We start from the raw sequence: 23,234 nt of genomic DNA, 5'->3' as shown, positions 1-23,234 counted from the left end.
GCCCAACACCTTATCGGCCCTTTCATTTTTTTCTTTATTCAAACATTCAATTTAAATCCGACCTTCTGTGAAATCCGCCGCAACATGGCGCTTTTGACATCTGCCGCCCACTGCTTCAGAGTGCGCGCTTTTTTCTGTCGCAATGAGGTAAGCCAACCATGAATGCAGTGATCGCCGCGGTCGGCATCATGCTGATACTCAGCCTGTCCCGCGTGCACGTGGTCATCGCCCTGATCATCGGTGCCCTGGTCGGTGGGCTAGTGGGTGGCCTGGGCATCGAAGGCACGCTAAAGGCCTTCAACGGCGGCCTGGGCGGTGGCGCCACGGTTGCCTTGTCCTACGCACTGCTGGGCGCTTTTGCCGTGGCCATTGCAAAGTCCGGCCTGGCCCATGCCTTGGCTGACCGTGCACTGGCCATGATCGATCGCCAGGGCCACGCCAATGGCGGCAAGGTCAAATGGCTGATGATCGGCCTGATGCTGGTGGTGGCTGTGTCGTCGCAGAACATCCTGCCGATCCACATCGCCTTCATTCCGCTTCTGGTTCCGCCGTTGCTGTATGTACTGACCCGCCTGCGCATCGACCGCCGGCTGATCGCCTGCGTGATCACCTTCGGCCTGATCACCCCGTACATGTTCCTGCCGGTGGGCTTCGGCAATATATTCCTCAACGAAATCCTGCTGGCCAACGTCGCCCGTGCCGGTGTGGACGTGAGCGGTGTCAACGTCACCCACGCCATGGCCATCCCGGCAGCAGGTATGTTGGCTGGCCTGCTGCTGGCGGTGTTCATCAGCTACCGCAAGAAGCGTGACTACGACCTGGCGCGCATCGAGCAGGTGGAGCAGGTGAGCGTGCAGTACAACCCGCTGACGCTGTTGGTGGCTGGGCTGGCAATTGCCGCAGCGTTCATCGTCCAGTTGTTGCTGGATTCGATGATCATCGGTGCCATGGTCGGTTTCCTGATTTTCTCGCTGTCAGGCATCGTCAAGTGGAAGGACACCGACGATCTGTTCACCGAAGGCATGAAGATGATGGCCATGATCGGCTTCATCATGATTGCCGCCTCGGGTTTTGCCGACGTGATGAAGGCCACCGGTGAGGTGAAAAGCCTGGTGGAAACCTCGGCGCAGTGGATCGACCACAGCAAGGGGATCGGTGCCTTGCTGATGCTGTTGGTGGGGCTGCTGGTGACCATGGGCATCGGCTCGTCGTTCTCCACCGTGCCGATCCTGGCGGCGATCTTTGTGCCACTGTGCGTGCAGCTGGGCTTCGACCCGCTGGCCACCGTTTGCATCGTCGGTACTGCCGGTGCCTTGGGGGACGCAGGGTCGCCGGCCTCGGACTCGACCCTGGGCCCGACCTCGGGCCTGAACGTGGATGGCCAGCACCACCATATCTGGGACACTGTGGTACCGACCTTCATCCACTACAACCTGCCATTGCTGGCGTTTGGGTGGGTGGCGGCGATGACGTTGTAAGGGGCGAGGGCGTCAGCCCTTGTCGGGCGGCGGCGAGATGCTGTTGAGCACGGTGCTGCCGTCCTTGCTACGGGTCAGGTAGATGGGCAGCACCTTGGGCAAGTTGTTGACCAGGCGTGCTACCTCACGGGTGTTGTAGATACCGCTGATGCGGATGCGGCCGGTGCTGGCATCGGCCAGTTGCAGCGGCGCGTCGAGGTAGCGGTTGATCACTGGCAGCGCCTGCTCCAGGCTCAGGTTGTCGAGCACCAGCTTGCCACTGCGCCAGGCCAGGCTGTTGCCGTAGTCATTGCTCTGCTCAAGCTGCGGCTCGAAATCGCCCTTGTGATAGCTGGCCTGCATCCCCGGGCCCAGGCGATAGCCACCGGCGCTGCCGTCGCTGGATACCAGTACCGAGCCTTCCACCAAGGTGACCTTGACTTGGTCCTGGTACTTCCACACGTTGAACTGGGTGCCGGTGACGCGGGTCTGGCCATGGCCTGCATGCACGATGAACGGGTGGCTGCTGTCGTGCTGTACCTTGAAGAACGCCTCGCCGCGCTTGAGCGTGACCTGGCGCTGGTCCTTGAAGTTGAGGAAGGTCAGCTCGGTGTGGAGGTTGAGCTGTACCGTGCTGCCGTCGTCCAACTCCACGGTCTGCATGCGGTCGGCGGCTTCGAAGTGCTGGTAGTGGTTGGGCAGCAAGCCCTGTTCCCACCCCACCCAGCCGGCCAGCGGCAGCACGGCCAAGGCGATAGCGGCGGCAGATGATAGCGGACGCCAGTTGCGCGGGCGTGCAGGTTGACGGGTGGGCGTGTTGAAGTCGACGACGGTGGCGTTGCGTGGCAACAGGTCGGCGGTTTGCCAGATTTCCAGCATTGCCTGGTATTCCTCGGCATGCCGCGGGTCCGCCGCCAGCCAGCGGGCGAACGCCTCGCGCTCGGACGCCGTGCAATCATCGGCGTGCAGGCGCATGCACCAATGCGCGGCGGCGTCGGTGATGGCATCGTCAGGGCTGGGGTTGAGGCGGTCGTGATTCATTGCGGCTCCGGGTTTTGCGTATTCTACCCTTGCTGGAGGGCTCCCGAGAACCAACGTAATGGCGAATGACTATCAGTTGTGACGGTTTTTCGTCGGATTTGCAACGGTTTTTCAGCGTCTGAGAACCCTTCGCGTAAAGGTATGCAGGCTGAAAACCCGGGGGCTGCTTTGCAGCCCATCGCGACACAAGGCCGCTCCTACAGGGGATCGCGTGCCTCTTGTGGGGCAGCTGCCTTGTACAAAATCACAAAGCTTGCGCGATCACTGTGGTAGCGGGCATGCCCGCTCACACAGGTAATGCGCAGGCTTCAGAACTGCGCCGCCTCCAGCCCATAAAGGCTGCCACTGCCCGCCTTGATACTGGCTTCCAGCCCCAGATCACGCGGCAGCACACGCTGGAAGAAGAACGCCGCACATGCAAGCTTGGCCCCATGAAACGCTTCATCCTCCTCACGCCTGGCCAAGGCTACCGCCGCCATCCGCGCCCACATGTAGGCATACGCCGTCAGCCCGAACAGCTGCAGGTACTCCACCGCCACCGCACTGACCAGGTTGGCATCCTCGCCCGCCCGTGCCCGCAGCCAGGCGCTGGTAGCCTCCAGCCGCGCCAGGCTCGCCTGCAAGGCCTCGCGGTGCAGCGGTGCATCAACGCTGAAGGCACGTACTTCGGCGGCAAAGCTGGTCAGCGCCTGGCCGCCGTCGCCCAGCACCTTGCGCCCCAGCAGGTCGAGCGCCTGGATACCGTTGGTACCTTCATAGATCTGTGCGATGCGCACATCACGCACCCGCTGCTCCTGCCCCCATTCGCGGATGTAGCCATGGCCACCATATACCTGCTGGCCGAGTACGCAGCTTTCCAGGCCGTTGTCGGTAAAGAAGGCCTTGGCCACGGGCGTCAACAGCGCCACCAGGCGCTGGGCGTGCTCACGTTCACCGGCGTCTTCGGCGTAACGCGCCAGGTCCAGTTGCTGGCCGACGTAGGCGGCAAACGCCCGGCCACCTTCGGTGAGGGTGCGCATGGTCAACAACATGCGCCGTACATCGCCGTGGTGGATGATCGGGTCGGCAGCCTTGGCCTGCGCCTGAGGGCCGGTGGCGGCACGGCTTTGCAGGCGCTCGTTGGCATAACGCGCGGCGCTCTGGTAGGACGCTTCAGCACAACCGATGCCCTGGATGCCGATGGACAGGCGCTCGTAGTTCATCATGGTGAACATCGCCGCCAGGCCCTTGTTCGGCTCGCCCACCAGGTAACCCTGGGCATCATCGAAGTTCATCACGCAGGTGGCCGAAGCCTTGATGCCCATCTTGTGTTCGATCGAGCCGCAGTGGGCGGCGTTGCGCGCGCCCAGGCGGCCATCGGCCTCGACCAGGTATTTGGGCACAAGGAACAGCGAGATGCCTTTGGCGCCGGCGGGCGCATCCGGCAGCTTGGCCAGTACCAGGTGGATGATGTTCTCGGTCAGGTCCTGCTCGCCGCCGGTGATGAAAATCTTGCTGCCGCTGATGCGATAGCTACCGTCGGCCTGGGGTTCGGCCCGGCTGCGGATCAGGCCCAGGTCGGTGCCGGCGTGGGGCTCTGTCAGGCACATGGTGCCGGCCCAGCGACCTTCGTAAAGTGGTGGCAGGTAAATGGCCTTGAGCGTCTCGCTGGCGTGGGCATCGATTGCCAGGCAGCTACCGGCGCTCAACGCCGAATACAGGCTGAAGCTGCAATCGGCGGCGTAGAGCATTTCTTCGAACAGTACCCCGAGCATTTTCGGCATGCCCATGCCGCCAAATGCCGGGTTGCCGCCCAGGCCGACCCAGCCGCCTTCGCGGTAGGTTTGCCAGGCTTCGCGAAAACCGTCTGGCGTGGTGACCTGGCCGGCGTCGAAGCGCACGCCTTGCTCATCGCCGTTACGGCTGAGCGGGGCGATAAGCTGGCCAGTGACTTTGGCTGCTTCTTCCAGGATGGCGTCGGCGGTGTCGGCGTCGATGCGTTCGGCCAGGGCGGGCAGGCGGGCCCACAGGGCCGGGGCATTGAACACGTCATGCAGGACGAAGCGCATGTCGCGAAGGGGGGCGGTATAGGTTGTCATCGTGTGCTCTTGGAAGAGTGAGAGTGGCTGGGCGGGCCTCATCGCCGGCAGGCCAGCTCCCACAGGTACTTCACAGGGCTTGAGGCTTGCTGGGTCCCTGTGGGAGCTGGCTTGCCGGCGATGAGGCCGTTACGGCTTCAGAGGGCTTTGGCCCGGTCGCGCAGGACGTACTTCTGGATCTTGCCGGTGGAGGTCTTGGGCAACTCGCCAAACACCACGGTCTTCGGCACCTTGAAACCGGCCAGGTGCTCGCGGCACCAGCCGGTGATGTCGGCTTCGCGGGTGTCCTCCCGGCCTGGCTTCAGGGCAATGAACGCGCAGGGGGTTTCTCCCCACTTTTCATCCGGGCGTGCCACCACGGCGACTTCAAGCACGGCCGGGTGTTTGTACAGGGCGTCCTCGACTTCAATGGTGGAGATGTTCTCGCCACCGGAAATGATGATGTCCTTGAGCCGGTCCTTGATCTCGACATAGCCGTCGGCGTGCCACACGGCCAGGTCACCGGTGTGGAACCAGCCGCCACGGAAGGCTTCGGCAGTGGCCTCGGGGTTTTTCAGGTAGCCCTTCATCACGGTGTTGCCGCGCATGAAGATCTCCCCCAGCGTGTTGCCATCGCGTGCCACTGGCTCAAGTGTTTGCGGGTCGGCCACCATCAGCCCGTCCAGGGTCGGGTAGCGCACGCCCTGGCGTGACTTGATCCGCGCACGTTCCTCCAGCGAAAGTTCGTCCCATTCGTCATGCCAGGCGCACACGGTGACTGGGCCGTACACTTCGGTCAGGCCATAGGTATGGGTGACGTGGATGCCCATCTCTTCCACGGCGCCAATGACCTTGGCCGGTGGCGCGGCGCCGGCGACCATGGCCTGCACCGGGTGCTCGATGGCTGCCTTGGCCGCCTCAGGCATGTTGACCAGGGCGTTGAGCACAATCGGGGCGCCGCACAGGTGGGTGACCCGGTGTTCGCGGATCAGGTTCAGGATCTTTTGCGGGTCGACCCGGCGCAGGAACACGTGGGTGCCGGCCAGGGCGGTGATGGTCCAGGGGTAGCACCAGCCGTTGCAGTGGAACATGGGCAAGGTCCACAGGTACACCGGGCGGTGGCCCATGGCCCAGGTCATCTGGTTGCCCAGGGCGTTCAGGTAGGCGCCGCGGTGGTGATAGACCACGCCCTTGGGGTTACCGGTGGTGCCGGAGGTGTAGTTGAGCGAAATGGCCTGCCACTCGTCATCCGGCCATTCCCAGGCAAATTCCGGGTCGCCTTCGGCCAACAGGGCTTCATAGTCCAGCTCGCTCACCGCACGGCCTTCGCCGTACTCCGGGTCATCCACATCTACCACCAGGGGCGGGTGCTCCAGCAGTGCCAGGGCGGCTTCGATCACGGCATGGAACTCGCGGTCTGTAATTAGCACCTTGGCTTCGCCGTGCTGCAGCATGAAGGCGATGGCCTCGGCGTCCAGGCGCACGTTCAGGGTATTGAGCACGGCACCGGTCATGGGCACGCCGAAGTGCGCTTCGAGCATCGCCGGGGTGTTGGGCAGCATCACAGCCACCGTGTCGCCACGGCCTATGCCACGGCCTGCAAGGGCGCTGGCCAGGCGTCGGCAGCGTTGGTAGGTTTCTTGCCAGTTGCGGCGGATGGCGCCGTGGATCACCGCCGGGTAGTTGCCGTACACGGCAGCGGTGCGTTCGATGAAACTCAGCGGGGTGAGGGCGACATGATTGACGGCAGCGGGCATCAGGCCCTGGGCATAGATCGACATGCGGTAATCCTGTAAGGAGGCAGGCGCAGCTTGTACGCTTGGCCCCCGATGGCTGATTGTTAGCTCTGTTCAGGGTGCAGGGAAGCGGACGGTGGGCCGCTCCCTCTGTCGCAGTTTTACGCGAGCCGCTATGGTAGTAGGAATATCGACTATAGCAATATAGTAAAACTACTATAACAACGAGCCGCCTACCGTGGACCAGACTGCTTACCCCTTGCTTGCCAAGGATCCACAACCCAGCCTTTTGCTGGCAGCCGACGCCAGGCCACTGGCGATCAACCCGGCGCTTCAAGCGTGGGTTGATGAAGGCCCGGCGCTGAGCCGCTGGCTGCCGGCCAATTGCGCCGCCCTGGTGCGTGCGTGCCTGCGCCAGCATCGAGCGATTGCCGATGTCGAGGTGCAGGTAGGCGAGCGCACAGTGCTGTGGTCTTTCATTCCCGACGACCAGGGCCAGCAGGTGCTCGGGCGCTGTCGCGACGCCAGCGAAGAGCGCCATGGCGCACGCGAGGCCAGCCGCGCCCGGCGCCTGTACCGGCTGATCATTGAAAACACCACAGACCTGATCTCCCGGCACAGCCCGGATGGCCGTTTCCTGGATGCTTCGCCGGCAGCGTTTCGTCTGCTCGGCCTGTGGCCCGAGCAACTGCGTGGCATGGCCGTGTACGCCTTGCTGCACCCGCGTGAGCGCCGCCAGGTGCTGCGTCAGGCGGCCGCTGCCTTGGACCAGGATGGCTATCACACCATGACCTGCCGGGTGCGCCAGGCCTCTGGCAGCTACCGCTGGTTCGAAATCGCCAGCCGGGCGATCCGCGAAACCTACACCGGCGCGGTGGTGGAGGTGGTCAGCGTGTCACGCGATATCACCTTGCGCATCGAAGCCCAGGAAAGCCTGGCGCACAGTGCCCGGTTGGCCACCTTGGGTGAGCTGGCTTCGGGCATTGCCCACGAAATCAATCAGCCACTGGCTGCGGTGGTCAACTACGCCAACGCCAGTCAGCGTTACCTGCAGGGCCTGGAGCGTGATCCACAGGCCCGCGAGCGGGTAGGGCAGGGCCTGCAGCGCATCAGTGAGCAGGCCACCCATGCCGCCGAAGTGATTCGCCGCCTGCGCGCGTTCCTGCGCAAAGGGCCACGGCGCCTGCAGGCGCTGGACGTGGCCGAAGTGGCCGGTGAAGCCATGCGACTGTGCGCTTGGGAAGCGGCGCGTGACCAGGTGCTGGTGGAACTGCGCATGAGCGCGCAACTGCCCTCGGTGTATGCCGACCGGGTGTTGCTGGAGCAAGTGCTGCTCAACCTGTTGCGCAATGCCATCGATGCCAACCGCGAGCTGCACGGCGAACAGCCATCACGTATTCTGCTCGGCGCCGCGCGGGACGGCGATGGTGTACTGGTCGAGGTAGCCGACCAGGGCGCGGGTGTAGCGCCCGAGCGCCTGGATGAAATCTTCACGCCGTTCACCACCAGCAAGGCCGATGGCCTGGGCTTGGGCTTGAGCATGAGCCGCAGCCTGATCGAAGGCTTTGGTGGCAGCCTGTGGGCTCGGGCGGGTGATAACGGCGGTCTGGTACTGTGCTGCCGGCTGGCAGTCAGCAGGGGGTGAAGGGGGCAATGGTGCAAGCGAAAGTGTATGTGGTCGATGACGACCAAGGTATGCGCGACTCGACGGTCTGGCTGCTGCAGTCGGTGGGCCTGCAAGCCCTGCCGTTCGCCAGTGGGCAAGCGTTTCTCGACGCCTGCGTGGACGATGGGCCTGCCTGCGTGCTGCAGGATGTGCGTATGCCGGGGTTGGGCGGTTTGGCGGTGCAGCAGGCGATGCGCGAGCGCGGCCTGGCGTTGCCGGTGATCTTCGTCAGCGGCCATGCCGATGTGCCGATCGTGGTGCGGGCATTCAAGGCCGGCGCCTGCGACTTCATCGAAAAACCATACAACGATCAGTTGCTGCTCGACAGCGTGCAGGCTGCGCTGGAGCACGCCGGGCGGGCGCGGCAGGGCGACCAGGCGCTGGCCTTGGTGCAGGCGCGCATCGACGGCCTGACGCCGCGAGAGCGTGACGTTTTCGTGCCGTTGGCCCAAGGCTTGAGCAATCGTGAGATTGCCGAGCGGCTGGGGGTCAGCGTGAAGACCGTGGATTTGTACCGGGGGCGGGTGATGAAGCGGTTGCAAGCAGCCAGCCTGGCAGAGTTGGTGGGCATGGCAGTTGCCTGCGGCGCGGTGGAGGCGCTGGGCCTGCGGGCGCGCTAACCGCCTTTACGCAGACCCTTGTAGGAGCGGCCTTGTGTCGCGATGGGCCGCAAAGCGGCCCCAAAATGTCTGACCTGTCACAAGATTGGGGGCCGCTTCGCGCCCCATCGCGACACAAGGCCGCTCCTGCAAAGGGCCGCATTTCAGGCAGAAAGGATGAAATTTTACGTAGCTAGCTAATCAAGGCTTTGACATTCACTGCCTAGGCAGTAATATTTCTACACAATTGCCCGAGCAGTCTCCGATGGCCCATTTCTCCCCTGAAAACTTCCAGACCTGCGCCATCGGCATGCTCCTTGGCCGCGCGGCAATCCTGAAGGACCGCATTCTCGACTGGCACCTTGAGTCAGAGGGCGTCACTGCCGCGCAGTTCAAGGTGCTGATCATCGTCACCCAGTATCAGGTGGATACCCCGGCCGAGCTGTGCCGCTACCTGGGCCTGGACAGCGGTTCGATGACCCGCATGCTCGACCGGCTCGAGCAGAAGGAACTGATTGTGCGCAACCGCTGCGCCGACGACCGGCGCCTGGTGCGCCTGGCGCTCACCGCCGATGGCCAGCGCCTGGCCGATCGCCTCCCGGAAATTGGCGCTGCCGCCATGAACGAGTTGTGCGGCGTGCTGGCACCCGAAGAACTCAAGGCCCTGGAAGGCTTGCTGGCCAAAGTGCTGCTCGGTGCCGGCGACCCGTTGACGGTACGCCGCTTTGGCGACCGTTGAACCCTGTCACGAATTATCCAAGGTATTGTCATGGCCACTCCCGCAGATACCCCGACTCCCTCCGCCGCGCCCGAGCCGTCGCGCAAGCGCAAGGCCTGGCTGCTTGGCCTGCTGCTGTTGCTGATACTTGCCGGTGCATGCACCTGGGCCTGGTACAGCCTGGTCGGCCGCTGGCACGAAAGCACCGACGATGCCTACGTCAACGGCAACGTGGTGGAGATCACTCCGCTTGTCACCGGCACCGTCACCAGCATCGGTGCCGATGACGGCGACCTGGTTCATGCCGGCCAGGTATTGCTGCAATTCGACCCGGCCGACAGCGAGGTGGCCCTGCAGTCTGCCGAAGCCAAGCTGGCACGCAGCGTGCGGCAGGTGCGTGGGCTGTACAGCAATGTCGACTCGCTCAAGGCCCAGCTGGAAACCCGCCAGGCGGAACTGCGCAAAGCCCAGCAGGACTTCAACCGGCGCAAGGTGCTGGCCGATAGCGGTGCCATTGCTGCGGAAGAACTGTCCCACGCCCGCGATGACCTCAGTGTGGCGCTGGCCGCTGTAAACAGTGCACGTCAGCAGCTCAGCACCAGCAGCGCGCTGGTCGACGACACCGTGGTTTCCTCGCACCCCGAGGTAATGGCCGCCGCTGCCGACCTGCGCCAGGCCTACCTCGACCACGCCCGCACCACACTGGTGGCACCGGTTACCGGTTACGTTGCCAAGCGCACCGTGCAGCTGGGCCAGCGCCTGCAGCCGGGCACCGCGACCATGGCGGTGATCCCGCTGGACCAGGTATGGATCGACGCCAACTTCAAGGAAACCCAACTGCGTGAGATGCGCATCGGCCAGCCGGTGCAGATCAGCGCTGACCTGTACGGCAGCGAGGTCAAGTACAGCGGCACGGTCGACAGCCTTGGCGCCGGTACGGGCAGTGCCTTCGCCCTGCTGCCGGCACAGAACGCCACCGGCAACTGGATCAAGATCGTCCAGCGCGTCCCCGTGCGTATTCACCTGAGCCCCGATCAGCTCAAGGACCACCCACTGCGTATCGGCCTGTCCACCGTGGTGGAAGTCGACCTGCATGACCAGAGCGGCCCGGCGCTGGCCCAGCAGCCCCCGCAGCAGGCCAGCTACACCACCCAGGTGTATGACCGTCAGCTGGTCGAGGCCGATAACCTGATCGCCCGGTTGATCCACGAAAACAGCGCACCCGGCAAGACGGCCCAGCGATGAGCAATAACGCCGCTGCCCAGTTCACGCCGCCCAGCCTGCTGCTGACCACCATCGGGCTGTCGCTGGCGACGTTCATGCAGGTGCTCGACACCACCATTGCCAACGTGGCGTTGCCGACCATTTCCGGCAACCTGGGGGTGAGTTACGAGCAGGGCACCTGGGTCATTACCTCGTTCGCGGTGAGTAACGCCATCGCCTTGCCATTGACTGGCTGGCTCAGCCGGCGGTTTGGCGAAGTGAAACTGTTCATCTGGGCCACGTTGCTGTTCGTGCTGGCGTCGTTCCTGTGCGGTATCGCCCAGTCGATGCCCGAGCTGGTCGGTTTCCGCATATTGCAGGGCGTGGTCGCCGGGCCGTTGTACCCGATGACCCAGACCTTGCTGATTGCCGTCTACCCCCCGGCCAAGCGGGGGATGGCCCTGGCGCTGCTGGCGATGGTCACGGTGGTGGCGCCGATTGCCGGGCCGATCCTGGGGGGCTGGATCACCGACAGTTACAGCTGGCCGTGGATCTTCTTCATCAACGTGCCCATTGGCCTGTTTGCCGCCGCTGTGGTGCGCCAGCAGATGCGTACCCGGCCTGTGGTCACCAGCCGCCAGCCGATGGACTACATCGGCTTGCTGACGCTGATTGTCGGTGTCGGGGCTTTGCAGGTTGTGCTCGACAAAGGCAACGACCTGGACTGGTTCGAGTCGTCGTTCATCATTATCGGTAGCCTGATTTCGGTGGTGTTCCTGGCGGTGTTCGTGATCTGGGAACTGACCGACCGCCACCCGGTGGTCAACCTGCGCCTGTTCGTGCACCGCAACTTCCGCGTCGGCACCATCGTGCTGGTCGGTGGTTATGCGGGCTTCTTCGGTATCAACCTGATCCTGCCGCAGTGGTTGCAGACGCAGATGGGCTACACCGCCACCTGGGCGGGCCTGGCGGTGGCACCGATCGGCTTGCTGCCGGTGATCATGTCGCCGTTCGTGGGCAAATACGCGCACCGGTTCGACCTGCGTCTGCTGGCGGGGCTGGCGTTTCTGGCGATCGGCACCAGTTGCTACATGCGTGCCGGGTTCACCAGCGAGGTGGACTTCCAGCATGTGGCCTTGGTGCAGCTGTTCATGGGCATTGGCGTGGCGTTGTTCTTCATGCCGACCTTGAGCATTTTGCTGTCTGACCTGCCCCCGCACCAGATTGCCGATGGTTCGGGCCTGGCGACCTTCCTGCGAACCTTGGGCGGGAGTTTTGCCGCGTCGTTGACAACCTGGATCTGGATTCGCCGGGCGGACCAGCATCATGCCTACCTTAGCGAGAACATCAGCCAGTTCGACCCGGCGACGCGGCATACGCTGGAGCAGTTGGGCGGGGCCAGCCCGCAGAGTTATGCGCAGCTGGAGCAGATACTCAATGGGCAGGCTTACATGATGTCCACAGTGGACTACTTCACCTTGATGACCTGGGTGTTTGCCGGGTTGATCCTGCTGGTGTGGTTCGCCAAGCCACCGTTCACTGCCAAAGCTGGACCGGCGTCGGCGGGGCATTGAGCTAAACCATACGACCAGGTTTCTGCATTGTTGCTCCTGCTCCTGCTTTTGCTCCTGCACTTGCTGTTGCTTCTAAGCGCGCGATAGTTCAGGCGACGCAGATTGCGACTTCAGGAGGCCGAGCGCAGGGCTTGCGGAGGGAGGTGACGGGCATGGATGCCCGTCAAGCGCTGGGCCCCAGGATGGGGCCTGCAGCGCGGTCCTCCCGGGAGCAAGCCCGGAGCGAGGGGACCCCGGAGCGCAGCGTAGGGGCCGGATGATGGGAGCGGACGGCTTTGGTTACTTTGGCCAAGACCAAAGTAACCCGCCGGAAGGGCGGAAGGTGACTTGGCGCCACCTGCGCGAACGAATGTCTACACGGTGTTGAGGCCCACATCGCAAGCAGCGAAAAGCGTATCTGGCTGTTTTGGTTCAGCGAACAGTCCGTTTGCGATGGCATCCATGCCCGTCACCTCCCTCCGCAAGCCCTGCGTTCGGCCTCCTGAAGTCGCCAAGATCAAGAGCAAGAGCAACAGAGGGTAGGCCCACGGTTGTGTGAGCTGACCTCGGTCATTCCCATCTGTAGCCTTTTCGCCTATTGTCGATCCTCCCTTCCCCAAGCGATTGGCAAATTCATGGAGAACGTCATCGTCATCACCGGCGGCAGCCGCGGTATCGGCGCCGCCACAGCACTGCTTGCCGCCCGCCACGGCTACCGCATCTGTATCAACTACCATGCCGACGACCAGGCCGCCGAAACCACCCTCAGCCAGGTCCGCGCCCTGGGCGCCGAGGCCATCGCCGTGCGCGCCGACGTCAGTGTCGAGGATGAGATCATCCAGCTGTTCCAGCGCGTCGACGAAGCGCTCGGCCCGGTCACCGCGCTGGTCAACAACGCCGGCACCATCGGTCAGCAGAGTCGCGTTGAGGACATGTCCGAATTCCGCCTGCTGAAGATCATGAAAACCAACGTCGTCGGCCCCATGCTCTGCGCCAAGCATGCCTTGCTGCGCATGGCGCACCAGCATGGAGGGCAGGGCGGGGCCATTGTCAACGTGTCATCGATGGCTGCGCGCCTGGGCTCGCCCAACGAATACGTCGACTATGCCGCCTCCAAGGGCGCGCTCGACACCTTTACCATCGGCCTGGCCAAAGAAGTGGCAGGCGAGGGCGTGCGGGTCAACGGCGTACGCCCAGGCTACATCCACACAGGGTTCCATGCCCTGTCCGGCGACCCCGACCGGGTCAGCAAGCTTGAGCCCGGTTTGCCCATGGGGCGCGGCGGGCGCCCCGAGGAAGTGGCCGAAGCCATCCTCTGGTTGCTCTCGGACAAAGCGTCCTACTCCACCGGCAGTTTCATCGACCTGAGCGGCGGGCGCTGAGCGCGCCCGTCAATCTCCCAGCAGCTCGCGTACCCGCTCGGCGAGTGCTTCCAGCTCAAACGGCTTGGTCAGCACCGAGGTACCCTGCAACAGCTGGCCGTCGCTGAGCGCCGCGCTCTCATCGTAACCGGTGATGAACAGCACCTTGAGGTCTGGGTAGCGCACTCGGCAGCGCTCGGCCACCTGGCGGCCATTAAGGCCACCCGGCAGCCCGATATCGCTCAGCAGCAGGTCTGGCCGTTCGCCGCTTTGCAGGTGGGCGAGGGCGGTCGGGCCATTCTCGAAGGCGTCCACCCGATAGCCCAGCTCTTCCAGCACTTCGCGCACTACCAGGCGCAAGGCGGTCTGGTCCTCGATCAACAGAATGCGCTTCGCAGCCGCGCTGCTTCTTTGCAAAGGCGTGCGCTGGGGTTTGCCGGCAGGAACCCTGGGCTGCTCGTCGTGGCGGGGTAGCAGCAGCTCGATGCGGGTACCTTCGCCAAGCACCGACAGCACGCGTAATTGCCCACCCGACTGACGCACGAAGCCGTAGGTCATGGACAGACCCAGCCCGGTCCCCTGGCCCATCGGTTTGGTGGTGAAGAACGGGTCGACTGCGCGCTCCGCCACTTCAGCCGACATGCCCTTGCCGTTGTCGACGATACTCAGCCGCACATACTCGCCGCCTGGCAGCTCCACTGCCAGGGCCTGCTCGTCGTCAAGCATCAGGTTATCGCCAATGATCTCGATCACACCACCCGCAGGCATGGCATCGCGGGCGTTGATGCAGATGTTGAGCAGGGCGCTTTCCAGTTGAGGCGGGTCGATGAAGGTCGGCCACAGCTGGCTGGGGAAGCGGCTGCTCAGGCTAATGGCCGGGCCGATGGTGCGCCGCAGAAGGTCCTCCATGCCGGCCACCAGCGTGGCCACTTGTGTGGAGCAGGGTTGCAGGGTCTGCTGGCGAGAGAACGCCAGCAGCCGGTGCACCAGCGAAGAGGCCCGCTGCGCCGAGCCGCTGGACAGCTCCAGCAAGGGTTCCAGGGCGTCGAAGCGTGACTGGTCCAGGCGTTGACGCATCAGTTCCTGGGCGCCAAGGATGCCGCCCAGCAGATTGTTGAAGTCGTGGGCAATGCCGCCACTGAGCTGGCCTACGGCCTCCATCTTCTGTGCCTGACGCAGCGCTTCTTCGGCCTTGGCCAGGCGGTCCTGCTCTTGCACCCGTTCACTGATGTCATAAGCGAACAGAAACGCGCCTTGTATCTCGCCTTTTGGGTCGCGCAAGGCGTTGAAGCGCAATTCGTAATGGCGCAGCATGGGAGGCTTGCCGAAGGTGCCAATTTCGATGAACTGCTCGCCTGCCAGGGCGCGCTGCCACAGTGGCAAGACAGGCGTCCGGCCAGCGCCTCCATCTTCGAACAGCCCGGGCAGGTATTCGCCGATTTCCGGGGTCTTTCCGTACAGCTGGTGGAAGTCATGCTTGGCCTGGCGGTTGACAGCCAGCCAGCGCAGGCCCTTGTCCACCACATGCACATTGACCACGCTGTGATCGACCAATTCGGCAAACAAGCGTCGCTCCGCCAGTGCGGCATTCACCCGTTGTTCCAGTTCTTCGTTGAGGCGCTGCAGGGCCTGCTCTGCACGCCGGCGTTCGGTGACATCCTTGAACAGCACGGCTACCTGACGTTTCTCTGCAGGTTCTACGCGAAAAGTGGTCACCGACAGTACATGGCCGGTGGCGACCAGCTCCTGCTCGAAGTGCAGCGGTTCCCCTGTGCGAAGCACAGCGCCATAGCGGACCACCCAGTCATCGGCCTCATCAGGCACCATCTCGCGCAGTTTCTGCCCGACCACGTCGGGGATGCCGGCGTGTTTGGCGTAGGCCGCATTGGCCAGCACATGCACATAGTCACTCAGCGGGCCATGTGGGCCGTCAAAGAACTCGATGATGCAAAAGCCTTCGTCCATTGTGTCGAACAACGACCGGTAAAAGTCCTGATCCTGGTCTTTAAAGCTGGCGAGCTGTGCTTCCAACAGCGCGTTGCGCCGTTGCAGGGCTTCGACTTGTTGACGCAGTGTGAGCAGGTCGCGGGATGGCATGCCGACGTCCGACGAAAAAGGATGCGCAGACTTTAACGTGTTCACCCGCAGGCGGATAGGCGGTCAACGTTGCGGCGGGGCAATCCCCAGCAAGCGGTCAATTCGCTGGCCAAGGCTCTGCAGGTTGAACGGTTTGCACAGCACCTCGGTGCGCCTGCCCGGGCGGCTACTGATCGGGATGTCGGCAGTGTCATAGCCGGTAATCAGCAATACGGGGGCTTTGGCCACAAGCGTTTGAAACGCCTCTGCCAGCTGATAACCGTCGACTCCACCGGGCAGGCCGACATCAGTGATCAGCAAGTCCGGTGGAACACCTGCATGCATAGCCTCAAGCGCCGGGCGGCCACGGTCGAAAGCCTGCACTTCATGGCCCAGCTCAGTCAGTACTTCGACAAGTATCAGGCGCATGGCTGGCTGGTCTTCCACCAGCATGATTCGCTGCACACGGGGGGCAGAACGCTCGACGCAGGTGGTGACTGGCACAGGCTGGCTGCAGGCAGCGATGCTTCCCTCCAGGGGAAAGTACAGGTGAACGCAGGTGCCTTGCCCGGCCACGCTTTCGATCTGCAACTGCCCGCCGGACTGGCGGACAAAGCCATAGACCATGGACAACCCCAACCCGGTACCTTGACCGAGTGGCTTGGTGGTGAAGAAAGGGTCCAGGGCGCGCTGGCGCACCGTGCTGGACATACCCATGCCGGTATCGGCAACACGAATGTGCAAGTACCGCCCCGCAGGCAGGTCCAGGTGACTGCCCTCAGCCACCGCGAGGTCGCTGTTTGCACAAGCGATGCTGAGCGTACCGCCCAGGGGCATGGCATCGCGGGCATTGATGCACAGGTTCAGCAGGGCATTTTCCAGCTGCTGCGGGTCGATGTGAATTGACCATTGCCCGGCCAGTGTCTGGTCGTGAAAATCAATGTGCTGGCCAATAGAGCTGACGATCAGGTCTTGCATGCCCGCTACCAGGCACTGCACATCAACCGGTCGCGGCACCAGCGTCTGCTGGCGCGAGAAGGCCAGCAGGCGCTTTACCAGCGCAGCGGCGCGCAAGGTGGTACTGCGGCAGAGTTCGAGCATGCGGGCGGTGTCGGCATGGCGTTGTTGGCCCAGGCGCTGTTCGGCCATTTCCACTGCGCCGAGCAGGCTGCCCAGCAGGTTGTTGAAGTCGTGAGCGATGCCGCCGGTCAACTGACCCACCGCTTCCATTTTCTGCGACTGGCGCAGAGCCTCCTCGGCCTGGTGCAGGCGTTGCTGTTCGGCGATGCGTTCGGTGATGTCATAGGCAAACATGTATCCGCCCTGGATCCGCTGCTGCGCGTCGCGCAACGGGTGGTAGCGGATTTCGTAATGGCGCGGCGCATCAGGCGGACCGAAGGTGACGGTATCGACGAACGCTTCGCCGGCCAGCACACGCGGCCAAACCGGGCCCAACCGGTTCATGATGTCGGGCTGATTGGCCAGGAACTGCGGCACGTAATCGCCGATCTGCGGCACGAAGCCGCGGTAGCGTTCGAAGGTTTCGCGAGCCATTCGGTTGATGGCCACCAGACGCATCTTGCGGTCGGCGGCAAACACGTTGGCCAGGCTGTTGTCGAGCAGTTCACCCAGCAGCTTGTTGTGTGACAGGGCGCTGTCTTCGCGTTCTGCCAGGCATGCTTCCAGTTCTGCGACACGCGCCTGCAGCTGGGTGATCGATGGAAGCGAATCTGGCTGCATGACCCAACGCCCGATGAACGGATCGGGCAACTATAGTCGCCCTTCAGGCTTGTAGCTATCAGAACGAGCGAATGATCCGCCCGAGCGTCTCCATGGCCCGTTCGGCACCGTCATGCCAGGGGCTGCCGTAATTGAGGCGGATGCAGTTGCCAAAGCGGCGGGTAGGCGAAAATATCGGCCCAGGGGCGATGCTGATGCCTTGCGCCAGGGCCATGTGGAACAGCTTGAGGGCGTCCATCTGCTCGGGCAGTTCCAGCCACAGGAAGTAGCCACCCGAGGGCTGGCTGACCCGCGTCTGCGCCGGGAAATGCCGGGCGATGGCCGCCAGCATGTTGGCCTGCTGGCCTTCCAGGGCGTAGCGCAGTTTGCGCAGGTGGCGGTCATAGCCGCCGTGTTGCAGGTAGTCGGCTATCGCTGCCTGGGCCGGCATCGAAGCACACAGCGAAGTCATCAGTTTCAGCCGCTCGATCTTTTGCGCAAAGCGCCCGGCCGCTACCCAGCCGATGCGGTAACCGGGCGCCAGGCTTTTGGCGAACGAGCCGCAGTGCATGACCAGGCCTTGGGTATCGAAGGCCTTGGCCGGCTTGGGCGCCTGCGTCGAGTAGTACAGCTCGGCGTACACGTCGTCCTCGATCAACGGCACCTGGTGACGCGCCAGCAGTTCCACCAGCGCCTGTTTTTTCGCCTCCGGCATGCTGGCGCCTACCGGGTTCTGGAAGTTGGTCATGCACCACACGGCTTTTACCGGGTGCTTTTCCAGCGTCTGTGCCAGTACCCCCAGGTCCATGCCTTCACGAGGGTGCACGGGAATTTCCACAGCCTTGAGTTTGAGCCGCTCCAGCACTTGAAGGCAGGCATAGAAGGCGGGGGCCTCGATGGCCACCAGGTCCCCCGGCTGGGTAACCGCCTGCAGGCACAGGTTCAAGGCTTCCAGGGCACCGTTTGTAATCAGTAGCTCTTCCATCGGCAGCATCAGCCCACCGACCATGTAGCGCAGGGCAATCTGCCGGCGCAGCTGTGGGTTGCCGGGCGACAGGTCGGTGACCACCATGCGCGGGTCCATGCTGCGGCTGGCGCTGGCCAGGGAGCGCGACAGGCGCTGCAGCGGGAACAGTTCGGGGCTGGGGAAGGCTGAACCGAACGGTATGGTGTTGGGGTCCTTGATTGAGTCGAGGATCGAGAACACCAATGCGCTGACGTCCACGTCAGTGGACTCGCTGACCGGCTGCAACGCCTGCGGCTCGCTGAACTGGCGCGGGGCGTGGGCGTTGACAAAATAACCCGAGCGCGGCCGGGCACGGATCAGCCCGCGCCGCTCCAGCAGGTAATAGGCCTGGAACACGGTGGAAGGGCTGACCCCGTGGGTCTGGCTGGCGTAGCGTACCGAAGGCACCCGTTGGCCGGGGCCCAGTACCCCGGAGCGGATCAGTTCGGCAATGTCGTCGGCGAAGCGTTCGTAGCGTTTCATTCTGGCCTTCTGTCGAAGCCTGGCAGGCAAGGTGGAGTCAGTGTAAGGGATCAGCGATTCATCGGTGCGACGAAGCGGCTTTGGGCCACGCTGCGGATGGCGGGGTTGTCGCGCTCGCTGATTTCGAAGCTCAGTGTTTGCGAGCTGCTGGTCGGGCGCTCGGCCAGCATCGCCACGGACACCGGCAGTTCGCTCATTTCGCCGGCCGGGACCACCAATGCGGTATTGCCCTGCAAGGTGAAACCGTCAGCGTCCAGCAGGCGCAGTGCATAGTGCTGGGTGCGCTCGGTCTTGTTGATGACCTTGAGCAGGTAGATGTTCTCGATCTGGCCATGGGCATTTTCACGGAACAGGCCGCGGTCCTTGATGACGTCCAGCGAAACCATCGGGCGCATCTGCAAGGCCACCACCAGTGCTGCAATCATCACCCCGAGCGCAGCGACGTAGCCCAGCAGGCGCGGGCGCAGCCAATGGGTGGTGCCGCCCTGCAAACTGTGTTCGGACTTGTAACCGATCAACCCGCGGGCGTAACCCATCTTGTCCATCACCCCGTCACAGGCGTCGATGCACGCCGCGCACCCGATGCAGGCCATTTGCAAACCATCGCGAATATCGATGCCGGTGGGGCACACTTGCACGCACAGCGTGCAGTCGATGCAGTCGCCCAGGCCTTGAGCGGCTACGTCACTGCCTTTCTTGCGCGGGCCACGGGTTTCGCCACGGCGTGGGTCATAGGCGACCGCCAGGGTGTCCTTGTCGAACATCACGGCCTGGAAGCGCGCATACGGGCACATGTGCAGGCATACCGCTTCGCGCAGCAGGCCTGCGTTGATGTAGGTGGCAGCGGTAAAGAACAGCACCCAGAACAGCGCCACGCCGCCCAGTTGCAAAGTGAGCAGTTCTGCGGCCAGTGGGCGTATTGGCGTGAAATAGCCGACGAAGGTCAGCCCGGTGACTACACCAATGGCCAGCCACAGGCTGTGCTTCAACGTGCGGCGCGCCAGTTTGTTCAGGCTCCAGGGCGCGGTGGCAAGCTTGATGCGCTGGTTGCGGTCACCCTCGGTGACCTTTTCGCACCACATGAACAGCCAGGTCCAGGTGCTCTGTGGGCAGCTGTAGCCGCACCACACGCGACCGGCGTACACGGTGATGGCGAAGAGGCCGAAGGCGCAGATGATCAGCAGCGCTGACAGCAGGATAAAGTCCTGTGGCCAGAAGGTGGCGCCAAAGATGTGGAATTTGCTCTCGCTCAAGTCCCACAGCACCGCTTGGCGGCCGTTCCAGTTGAGCCAGGCAGTGCCAAAGAACAGCACAAAAAGGGCGCCTGCAAAGCCGATGCGCAGGTTGCGATACAGCCCGGTAAAGCTGCGGGTGTGGATGCCACTGTCGATGCGTCGCGGTGAGTGGCTGGCTGGGGCGGCGGCGATCTCTGTAAAAGGGATTCTATTGTTCATGGCTCGGTGCTCATCAGGCCTCGATCAGGCATGAGCACTATGGCCCTGAGGCTGTTATCAGCACAGGCTCAGATTTTGCGATAAAAACCGTATCAGATTGCCCGGTAGGCCCCGCCAGGCCTTAGATCACCGAGCCTGGCACACTGGCCTTCAGATGCCTGCGGCTATCCACCGCACCCGCCACGGTCAGCGCATCGGCCTCGGATTCGGTGATGGGCACCCGTTGGCCTGCGAGCAAGGCCACTGACATGCGCAGTTGTTCGTCGGTGATGATTTCGATATCAGGGCCATCACCCTCGATGCGCAGGTCTTCGCCGATCAAGGTGCAGCGTTGGCTGGTTTCTTCGATTTCAATGGGCATGGTGTGGTGCTCCTGCTGGTGGTTACAGGGTGGACCGCGGGAAGGGGCTGGTTGCTGCATCAACAGGCTGAGCGGCACTTTCCCCGGTGTACAGAGGTCAACCCTTGCATAGGGCAGGCCGGCCTATTCGTGGGCATGCCCGCGAGTAGGCCGGTGATGGCTACACAATGCTCAGCATGGGGACAACTGTGATGGACGTCATCTGGCAAGCAATCCAGGCCGAGTTCGCCGATGTCACCGATGAACGCGAGGTCACGCGCATTCTTGTGCGCCTGCTGATGGCAGCAGTGCTTGGCGCTGTGTTGGGCTTTGAACGTGAACACAAAGGCAAGTCTGCCGGGGTGCGCACCCACATGCTGGTCTCGCTGGGTGCGGCCCTGTTCGTGTTGGCGCCTAGCACGGCCGGGGCTGACGAACAGGCGCTAAGCAGGGTAATTCAGGGTATCGTCGCCGGTATTGGCTTTCTGGGTGCGGGTACCATCCTTAAAGGTAACGGGAAGGACCCCAGCCATGTGAAAGGGCTGACTACCGCTGCAGGGCTGTGGATGACTGCTGCTATTGGTACGGCTGCCGGCATGGGGCGCGAAGCCACGGCGTTGATCAGCACGGTACTGGCCCTGCTGGTACTGGCGACAATGCCGTTGTTGGTAGAGAAGGTCGAAGGGCAGAATGAGGAAAAGCAGGAAGAGGAGGAGGGCAGGAAGCACTAAGGGGAGCCGAAGCTCCCCCCAAAGCGTTGCTGCTTGCTCTTTTTTTATTATTGAGGCTGGCTTTTTGTTGTTTTTGTAAGCCTGCCTTGGTGTTGCGTGCGACCCCCATGCGGGGCCAAGAGCAAACGTATTTTTTTGAGCGCTGACCTGCTTTCATCATGGCTGATCCGAACCTGGCTGTAGCTACCTTGAGGTAGTTTTGTTGTTCTGTGCCAGACCGCGGGGCGTACCCCTGAAAAGCGTGTCGACTCCAAAAAGATCTGCTTGCTACGCCTCTGCCGTATTGTTCTTGTTATGTCAGAGCCGTTACCTGTTGTTTTTATTGGGTGTCACATTGTTTTTGTTCTTGTACGAAAGATATAGCAGGGTGCGTGCCAACTTTTTAAAATCCTTAAAAAACAGTGACTTAACGATTTTGGTCCAGCCTGGCCAACCTGAAATTTTGTCGATTTGTTTCCCTGTTACCCGATTTTTTGCTGTGGAACGTGGGGCCGGTAACACTTCACCCACACGTATGTGACACCCGTATGACTTACTGCGCGTTGCGCGCCCGCGCTACCCGCGACCCATTGCTGCGGCCGAGCACGTTGCTGATGCGTTGCCCGGCGGCAATCAGCCGGTCCAGGTCGATACCGGTAGCAATGCCCAGCCCCTGTAGCAGGTACACCACGTCTTCCGTGGCGATGTTGCCGGTAGCGCCTTTGGCATAAGGGCAGCCACCCAGCCCGGCCACCGAGCTGTCGAACACATTGATACCTTCGAGCAGGCTGGCATAGACGTTGGCCAATGCCTGGCCATAGGTATCATGAAAGTGCCCGGCCAGTTGCTCGCGCGGTACCTGGGCCGATACCACCTCGAACAGGCGCCGGGTATCGCCGGCGGTTCCTGTGCCAATGGTGTCGCCCAGCGACACCTCGTAACAGCCCATGTCATGCAGGGCACGGGCCACCGGCGCCACTTGTTCGGCACTGACCTTGCCTTCATAGGGGCAACCGAGTACGCACGACACATAGCCGCGCACGCGCACACCGTGGCTGCGCGCAGCTTCCATGATCGGTTCGAAGCGCTTGAGGCTTTCGCTGATCGAGCAGTTGATGTTGCGCTGCGAGAACGCTTCGGAGGCGGCTGCGAACACCGCCACTTCTTTCACCCCAGCAGCCAGCGCGTCCTCGAAACCGCGCAGGTTTGGCGCCAACGCCGCATAGGTAACGCCGGGGCGCTGTTGGATACCGGCGAACACCTCGGCGGAACCGGCCATCTGTGGCACCCACTTGGGCGAGACGAAGCTGCCCACCTCGATATAGGCCAGGCCCGCCTCGGTGAGGTCGTCCACCAGGCGTACCTTGTCGGCAACGCTGATGGGCTGGGCTTCGTTCTGCAAACCGTCGCGAGGGCCTACTTCGACCAGACGGACTTCTTTTGGCAAGGGCATGGCGGGTTTCCTGTGGCGTTCAGCGGTTGTCTTTGTTGTTCAGGGTGGCGGCCAGGGCCTGTTCACAGCGCTCCTGGGCGGTGTCCAGCTCCAGTTGCATCTGGTGGATGTCGAGCATCTGCTGTTCCAGCTGGGCGCGCCGTTCGGCAATTTTCGCCAGCATGCTGTTGAGCTGTTTGAGGTTGCCGCTGGTGGGGTCGTACAGCTCGATCAGCTCGCGGCACTCGGCCAGCGAAAAGCCGATGCGCTTGCCGCGCAGGATGAGCTTCAGGCTGACCTTGTCGCGTGGCGTATAGATACGTTCCAGGCCTCGGCGTTCGGGGCTAAGCAGGCCCTGCTCCTCATAGAAACGGATGGCACGGGTGGTGATGTCCAGCTCGCGGGACAGGTCGGAAATGCTGTAGGTCTGGGTGCTCATGCTGGGGCTCGGCGTGGGGTATGCGGTTATCCTGACGGCAGGTTGACGTATACGTCAAGCAGGGCTGAAGATGCGTGTTGTCTGCACCGGCCTCTTCGCGGGCTTGCCCGCTCCCACAGGTATTGCGTCAGGCCCGCAAGCGGCGCACTTCTGTGGGAGCGGGCAAGCCCGCGAAGAGGCCGGT

18 protein-coding genes are annotated in these 23,234 nt (G+C 63.0%); 8 read left to right on the top strand and 10 right to left on the bottom strand.

The window, feature by feature from the left end:
* Nucleotides 1-158: 158 nt before the first annotated feature.
* Entirely contained in the window at nt 159-1,478 is a 1,320-nt protein-coding gene (locus JOY50_RS28160; RefSeq protein WP_019473295.1) for a Na+/H+ antiporter family protein, read from the top strand.
* A gap of 12 nt (nt 1,479-1,490) precedes the next feature.
* Here JOY50_RS28160 and JOY50_RS28155 read toward each other — a convergent pair whose 3' ends face one another.
* The 3 genes from JOY50_RS28155 to JOY50_RS28145 all read right to left on the bottom strand — a co-directional run bounded on the left by JOY50_RS28155 (nt 1,491) and on the right by JOY50_RS28145 (nt 6,336).
* On the bottom strand, nt 1,491-2,498 hold the full coding sequence (locus JOY50_RS28155; RefSeq protein ID WP_132843443.1) for a FecR family protein: 1,008 nt from the start codon (nt 2,496-2,498) through the stop codon (nt 1,491-1,493).
* A gap of 308 nt (nt 2,499-2,806) precedes the next feature.
* Nucleotides 2,807-4,576, bottom strand: coding sequence for an acyl-CoA dehydrogenase C-terminal domain-containing protein (locus tag JOY50_RS28150; protein WP_243056150.1), 1,770 nt, complete (start codon nt 4,574-4,576; stop codon nt 2,807-2,809).
* Nucleotides 4,577-4,713: 137 nt separating this feature from the next.
* On the bottom strand, nt 4,714-6,336 hold the full coding sequence (locus JOY50_RS28145; protein ID WP_243056149.1) for an acyl-CoA synthetase: 1,623 nt from the start codon (nt 6,334-6,336) through the stop codon (nt 4,714-4,716).
* 193 nt (nt 6,337-6,529) lie between these two features.
* Here JOY50_RS28145 and JOY50_RS28140 point away from each other — a divergent pair, with 193 nt between their 5' ends.
* The 6 genes from JOY50_RS28140 to JOY50_RS28115 all read left to right on the top strand — a co-directional run bounded on the left by JOY50_RS28140 (nt 6,530) and on the right by JOY50_RS28115 (nt 13,412).
* A complete protein-coding gene (locus JOY50_RS28140) occupies nt 6,530-7,936 on the top strand; it encodes a sensor histidine kinase (RefSeq protein ID WP_132843437.1) in 1,407 nt (468 codons plus the stop codon).
* An 8-nt stretch (nt 7,937-7,944) separates the two neighbouring features.
* Entirely contained in the window at nt 7,945-8,577 is a 633-nt protein-coding gene (locus JOY50_RS28135) for a response regulator transcription factor (RefSeq protein ID WP_243056148.1), read from the top strand.
* Nucleotides 8,578-8,821: 244 nt separating this feature from the next.
* Nucleotides 8,822-9,295 carry a MarR family winged helix-turn-helix transcriptional regulator gene (locus tag JOY50_RS28130; RefSeq protein WP_028613057.1) on the top strand — a complete coding sequence of 158 codons (474 nt, stop codon included), beginning with the start codon at nt 8,822-8,824 and terminating at the stop codon, nt 9,293-9,295.
* A 30-nt stretch (nt 9,296-9,325) separates the two neighbouring features.
* A complete protein-coding gene (locus JOY50_RS28125; protein ID WP_028613056.1) occupies nt 9,326-10,519 on the top strand; it encodes an HlyD family efflux transporter periplasmic adaptor subunit in 1,194 nt (397 codons plus the stop codon).
* Nucleotides 10,516-12,051, top strand: a complete 1,536-nt coding sequence (locus JOY50_RS28120; RefSeq protein ID WP_043196566.1) for a DHA2 family efflux MFS transporter permease subunit — start codon at nt 10,516-10,518, stop codon at nt 12,049-12,051. Before JOY50_RS28125 ends, JOY50_RS28120 begins: the two co-directional genes overlap by 4 nt.
* Before the next feature lie 614 nt (nt 12,052-12,665).
* The gene (locus JOY50_RS28115) at nt 12,666-13,412 is read left to right on the top strand and encodes an SDR family oxidoreductase (RefSeq protein WP_132843433.1); all 747 of its coding nucleotides are present in this window, start codon (nt 12,666-12,668) and stop codon (nt 13,410-13,412) included.
* 9 nt (nt 13,413-13,421) lie between these two features.
* Here the strand turns inward: JOY50_RS28115 and JOY50_RS28110 are convergent, their stop codons facing one another.
* The 5 genes from JOY50_RS28110 to JOY50_RS28090 form a co-directional block, all read right to left on the bottom strand.
* Complete coding sequence (locus tag JOY50_RS28110) at nt 13,422-15,488, bottom strand: PAS domain-containing protein (RefSeq protein ID WP_243056147.1); 2,067 nt, start codon at nt 15,486-15,488, stop codon at nt 13,422-13,424.
* Nucleotides 15,489-15,551: 63 nt separating this feature from the next.
* Nucleotides 15,552-17,207, bottom strand: coding sequence for a PAS domain-containing sensor histidine kinase (locus JOY50_RS28105; RefSeq protein ID WP_243056146.1), 1,656 nt, complete (start codon nt 17,205-17,207; stop codon nt 15,552-15,554).
* Nucleotides 17,208-17,265: 58 nt separating this feature from the next.
* Nucleotides 17,266-18,675 carry a GntR family transcriptional regulator MpaR gene (mapR, locus tag JOY50_RS28100; RefSeq protein WP_019472743.1) on the bottom strand — a complete coding sequence of 470 codons (1,410 nt, stop codon included), beginning with the start codon at nt 18,673-18,675 and terminating at the stop codon, nt 17,266-17,268.
* Nucleotides 18,676-18,725: 50 nt separating this feature from the next.
* Nucleotides 18,726-20,129, bottom strand: a complete 1,404-nt coding sequence (gene ccoG, locus JOY50_RS28095) for a cytochrome c oxidase accessory protein CcoG (RefSeq protein WP_243056145.1) — start codon at nt 20,127-20,129, stop codon at nt 18,726-18,728.
* A gap of 121 nt (nt 20,130-20,250) precedes the next feature.
* Nucleotides 20,251-20,490 carry a DUF3203 family protein gene (locus tag JOY50_RS28090; protein ID WP_132843424.1) on the bottom strand — a complete coding sequence of 80 codons (240 nt, stop codon included), beginning with the start codon at nt 20,488-20,490 and terminating at the stop codon, nt 20,251-20,253.
* A gap of 191 nt (nt 20,491-20,681) precedes the next feature.
* Between JOY50_RS28090 and JOY50_RS28085 the strand changes: the two genes are divergently transcribed.
* Nucleotides 20,682-21,200: an MgtC/SapB family protein gene (locus JOY50_RS28085; RefSeq protein WP_019472746.1), complete on the top strand. Its 519-nt coding sequence runs from the start codon at nt 20,682-20,684 to the stop codon at nt 21,198-21,200.
* Between the two features lie 532 nt (nt 21,201-21,732).
* Here the strand turns inward: JOY50_RS28085 and JOY50_RS28080 are convergent.
* Together JOY50_RS28080 and JOY50_RS28075 are read right to left on the bottom strand one after the other, a co-directional pair.
* Nucleotides 21,733-22,632, bottom strand: a complete 900-nt coding sequence (locus JOY50_RS28080; RefSeq protein ID WP_243056144.1) for a hydroxymethylglutaryl-CoA lyase — start codon at nt 22,630-22,632, stop codon at nt 21,733-21,735.
* A gap of 19 nt (nt 22,633-22,651) precedes the next feature.
* Nucleotides 22,652-23,050 (bottom strand): MerR family DNA-binding transcriptional regulator, encoded by a 399-nt coding sequence (locus JOY50_RS28075; RefSeq protein WP_132843420.1) that lies wholly within the window; start codon nt 23,048-23,050, stop codon nt 22,652-22,654.
* Nucleotides 23,051-23,234 lie beyond the last annotated feature (184 nt).

The sequence above is a fragment of the Pseudomonas sp. BP01 genome, assembly GCF_022760795.1.
Taxonomy (GTDB): Bacteria; Pseudomonadota; Gammaproteobacteria; order Pseudomonadales; family Pseudomonadaceae; genus Aquipseudomonas; species Aquipseudomonas putida_Q.
This window is presented reverse-complemented; position numbering and strand designations above follow the sequence as displayed.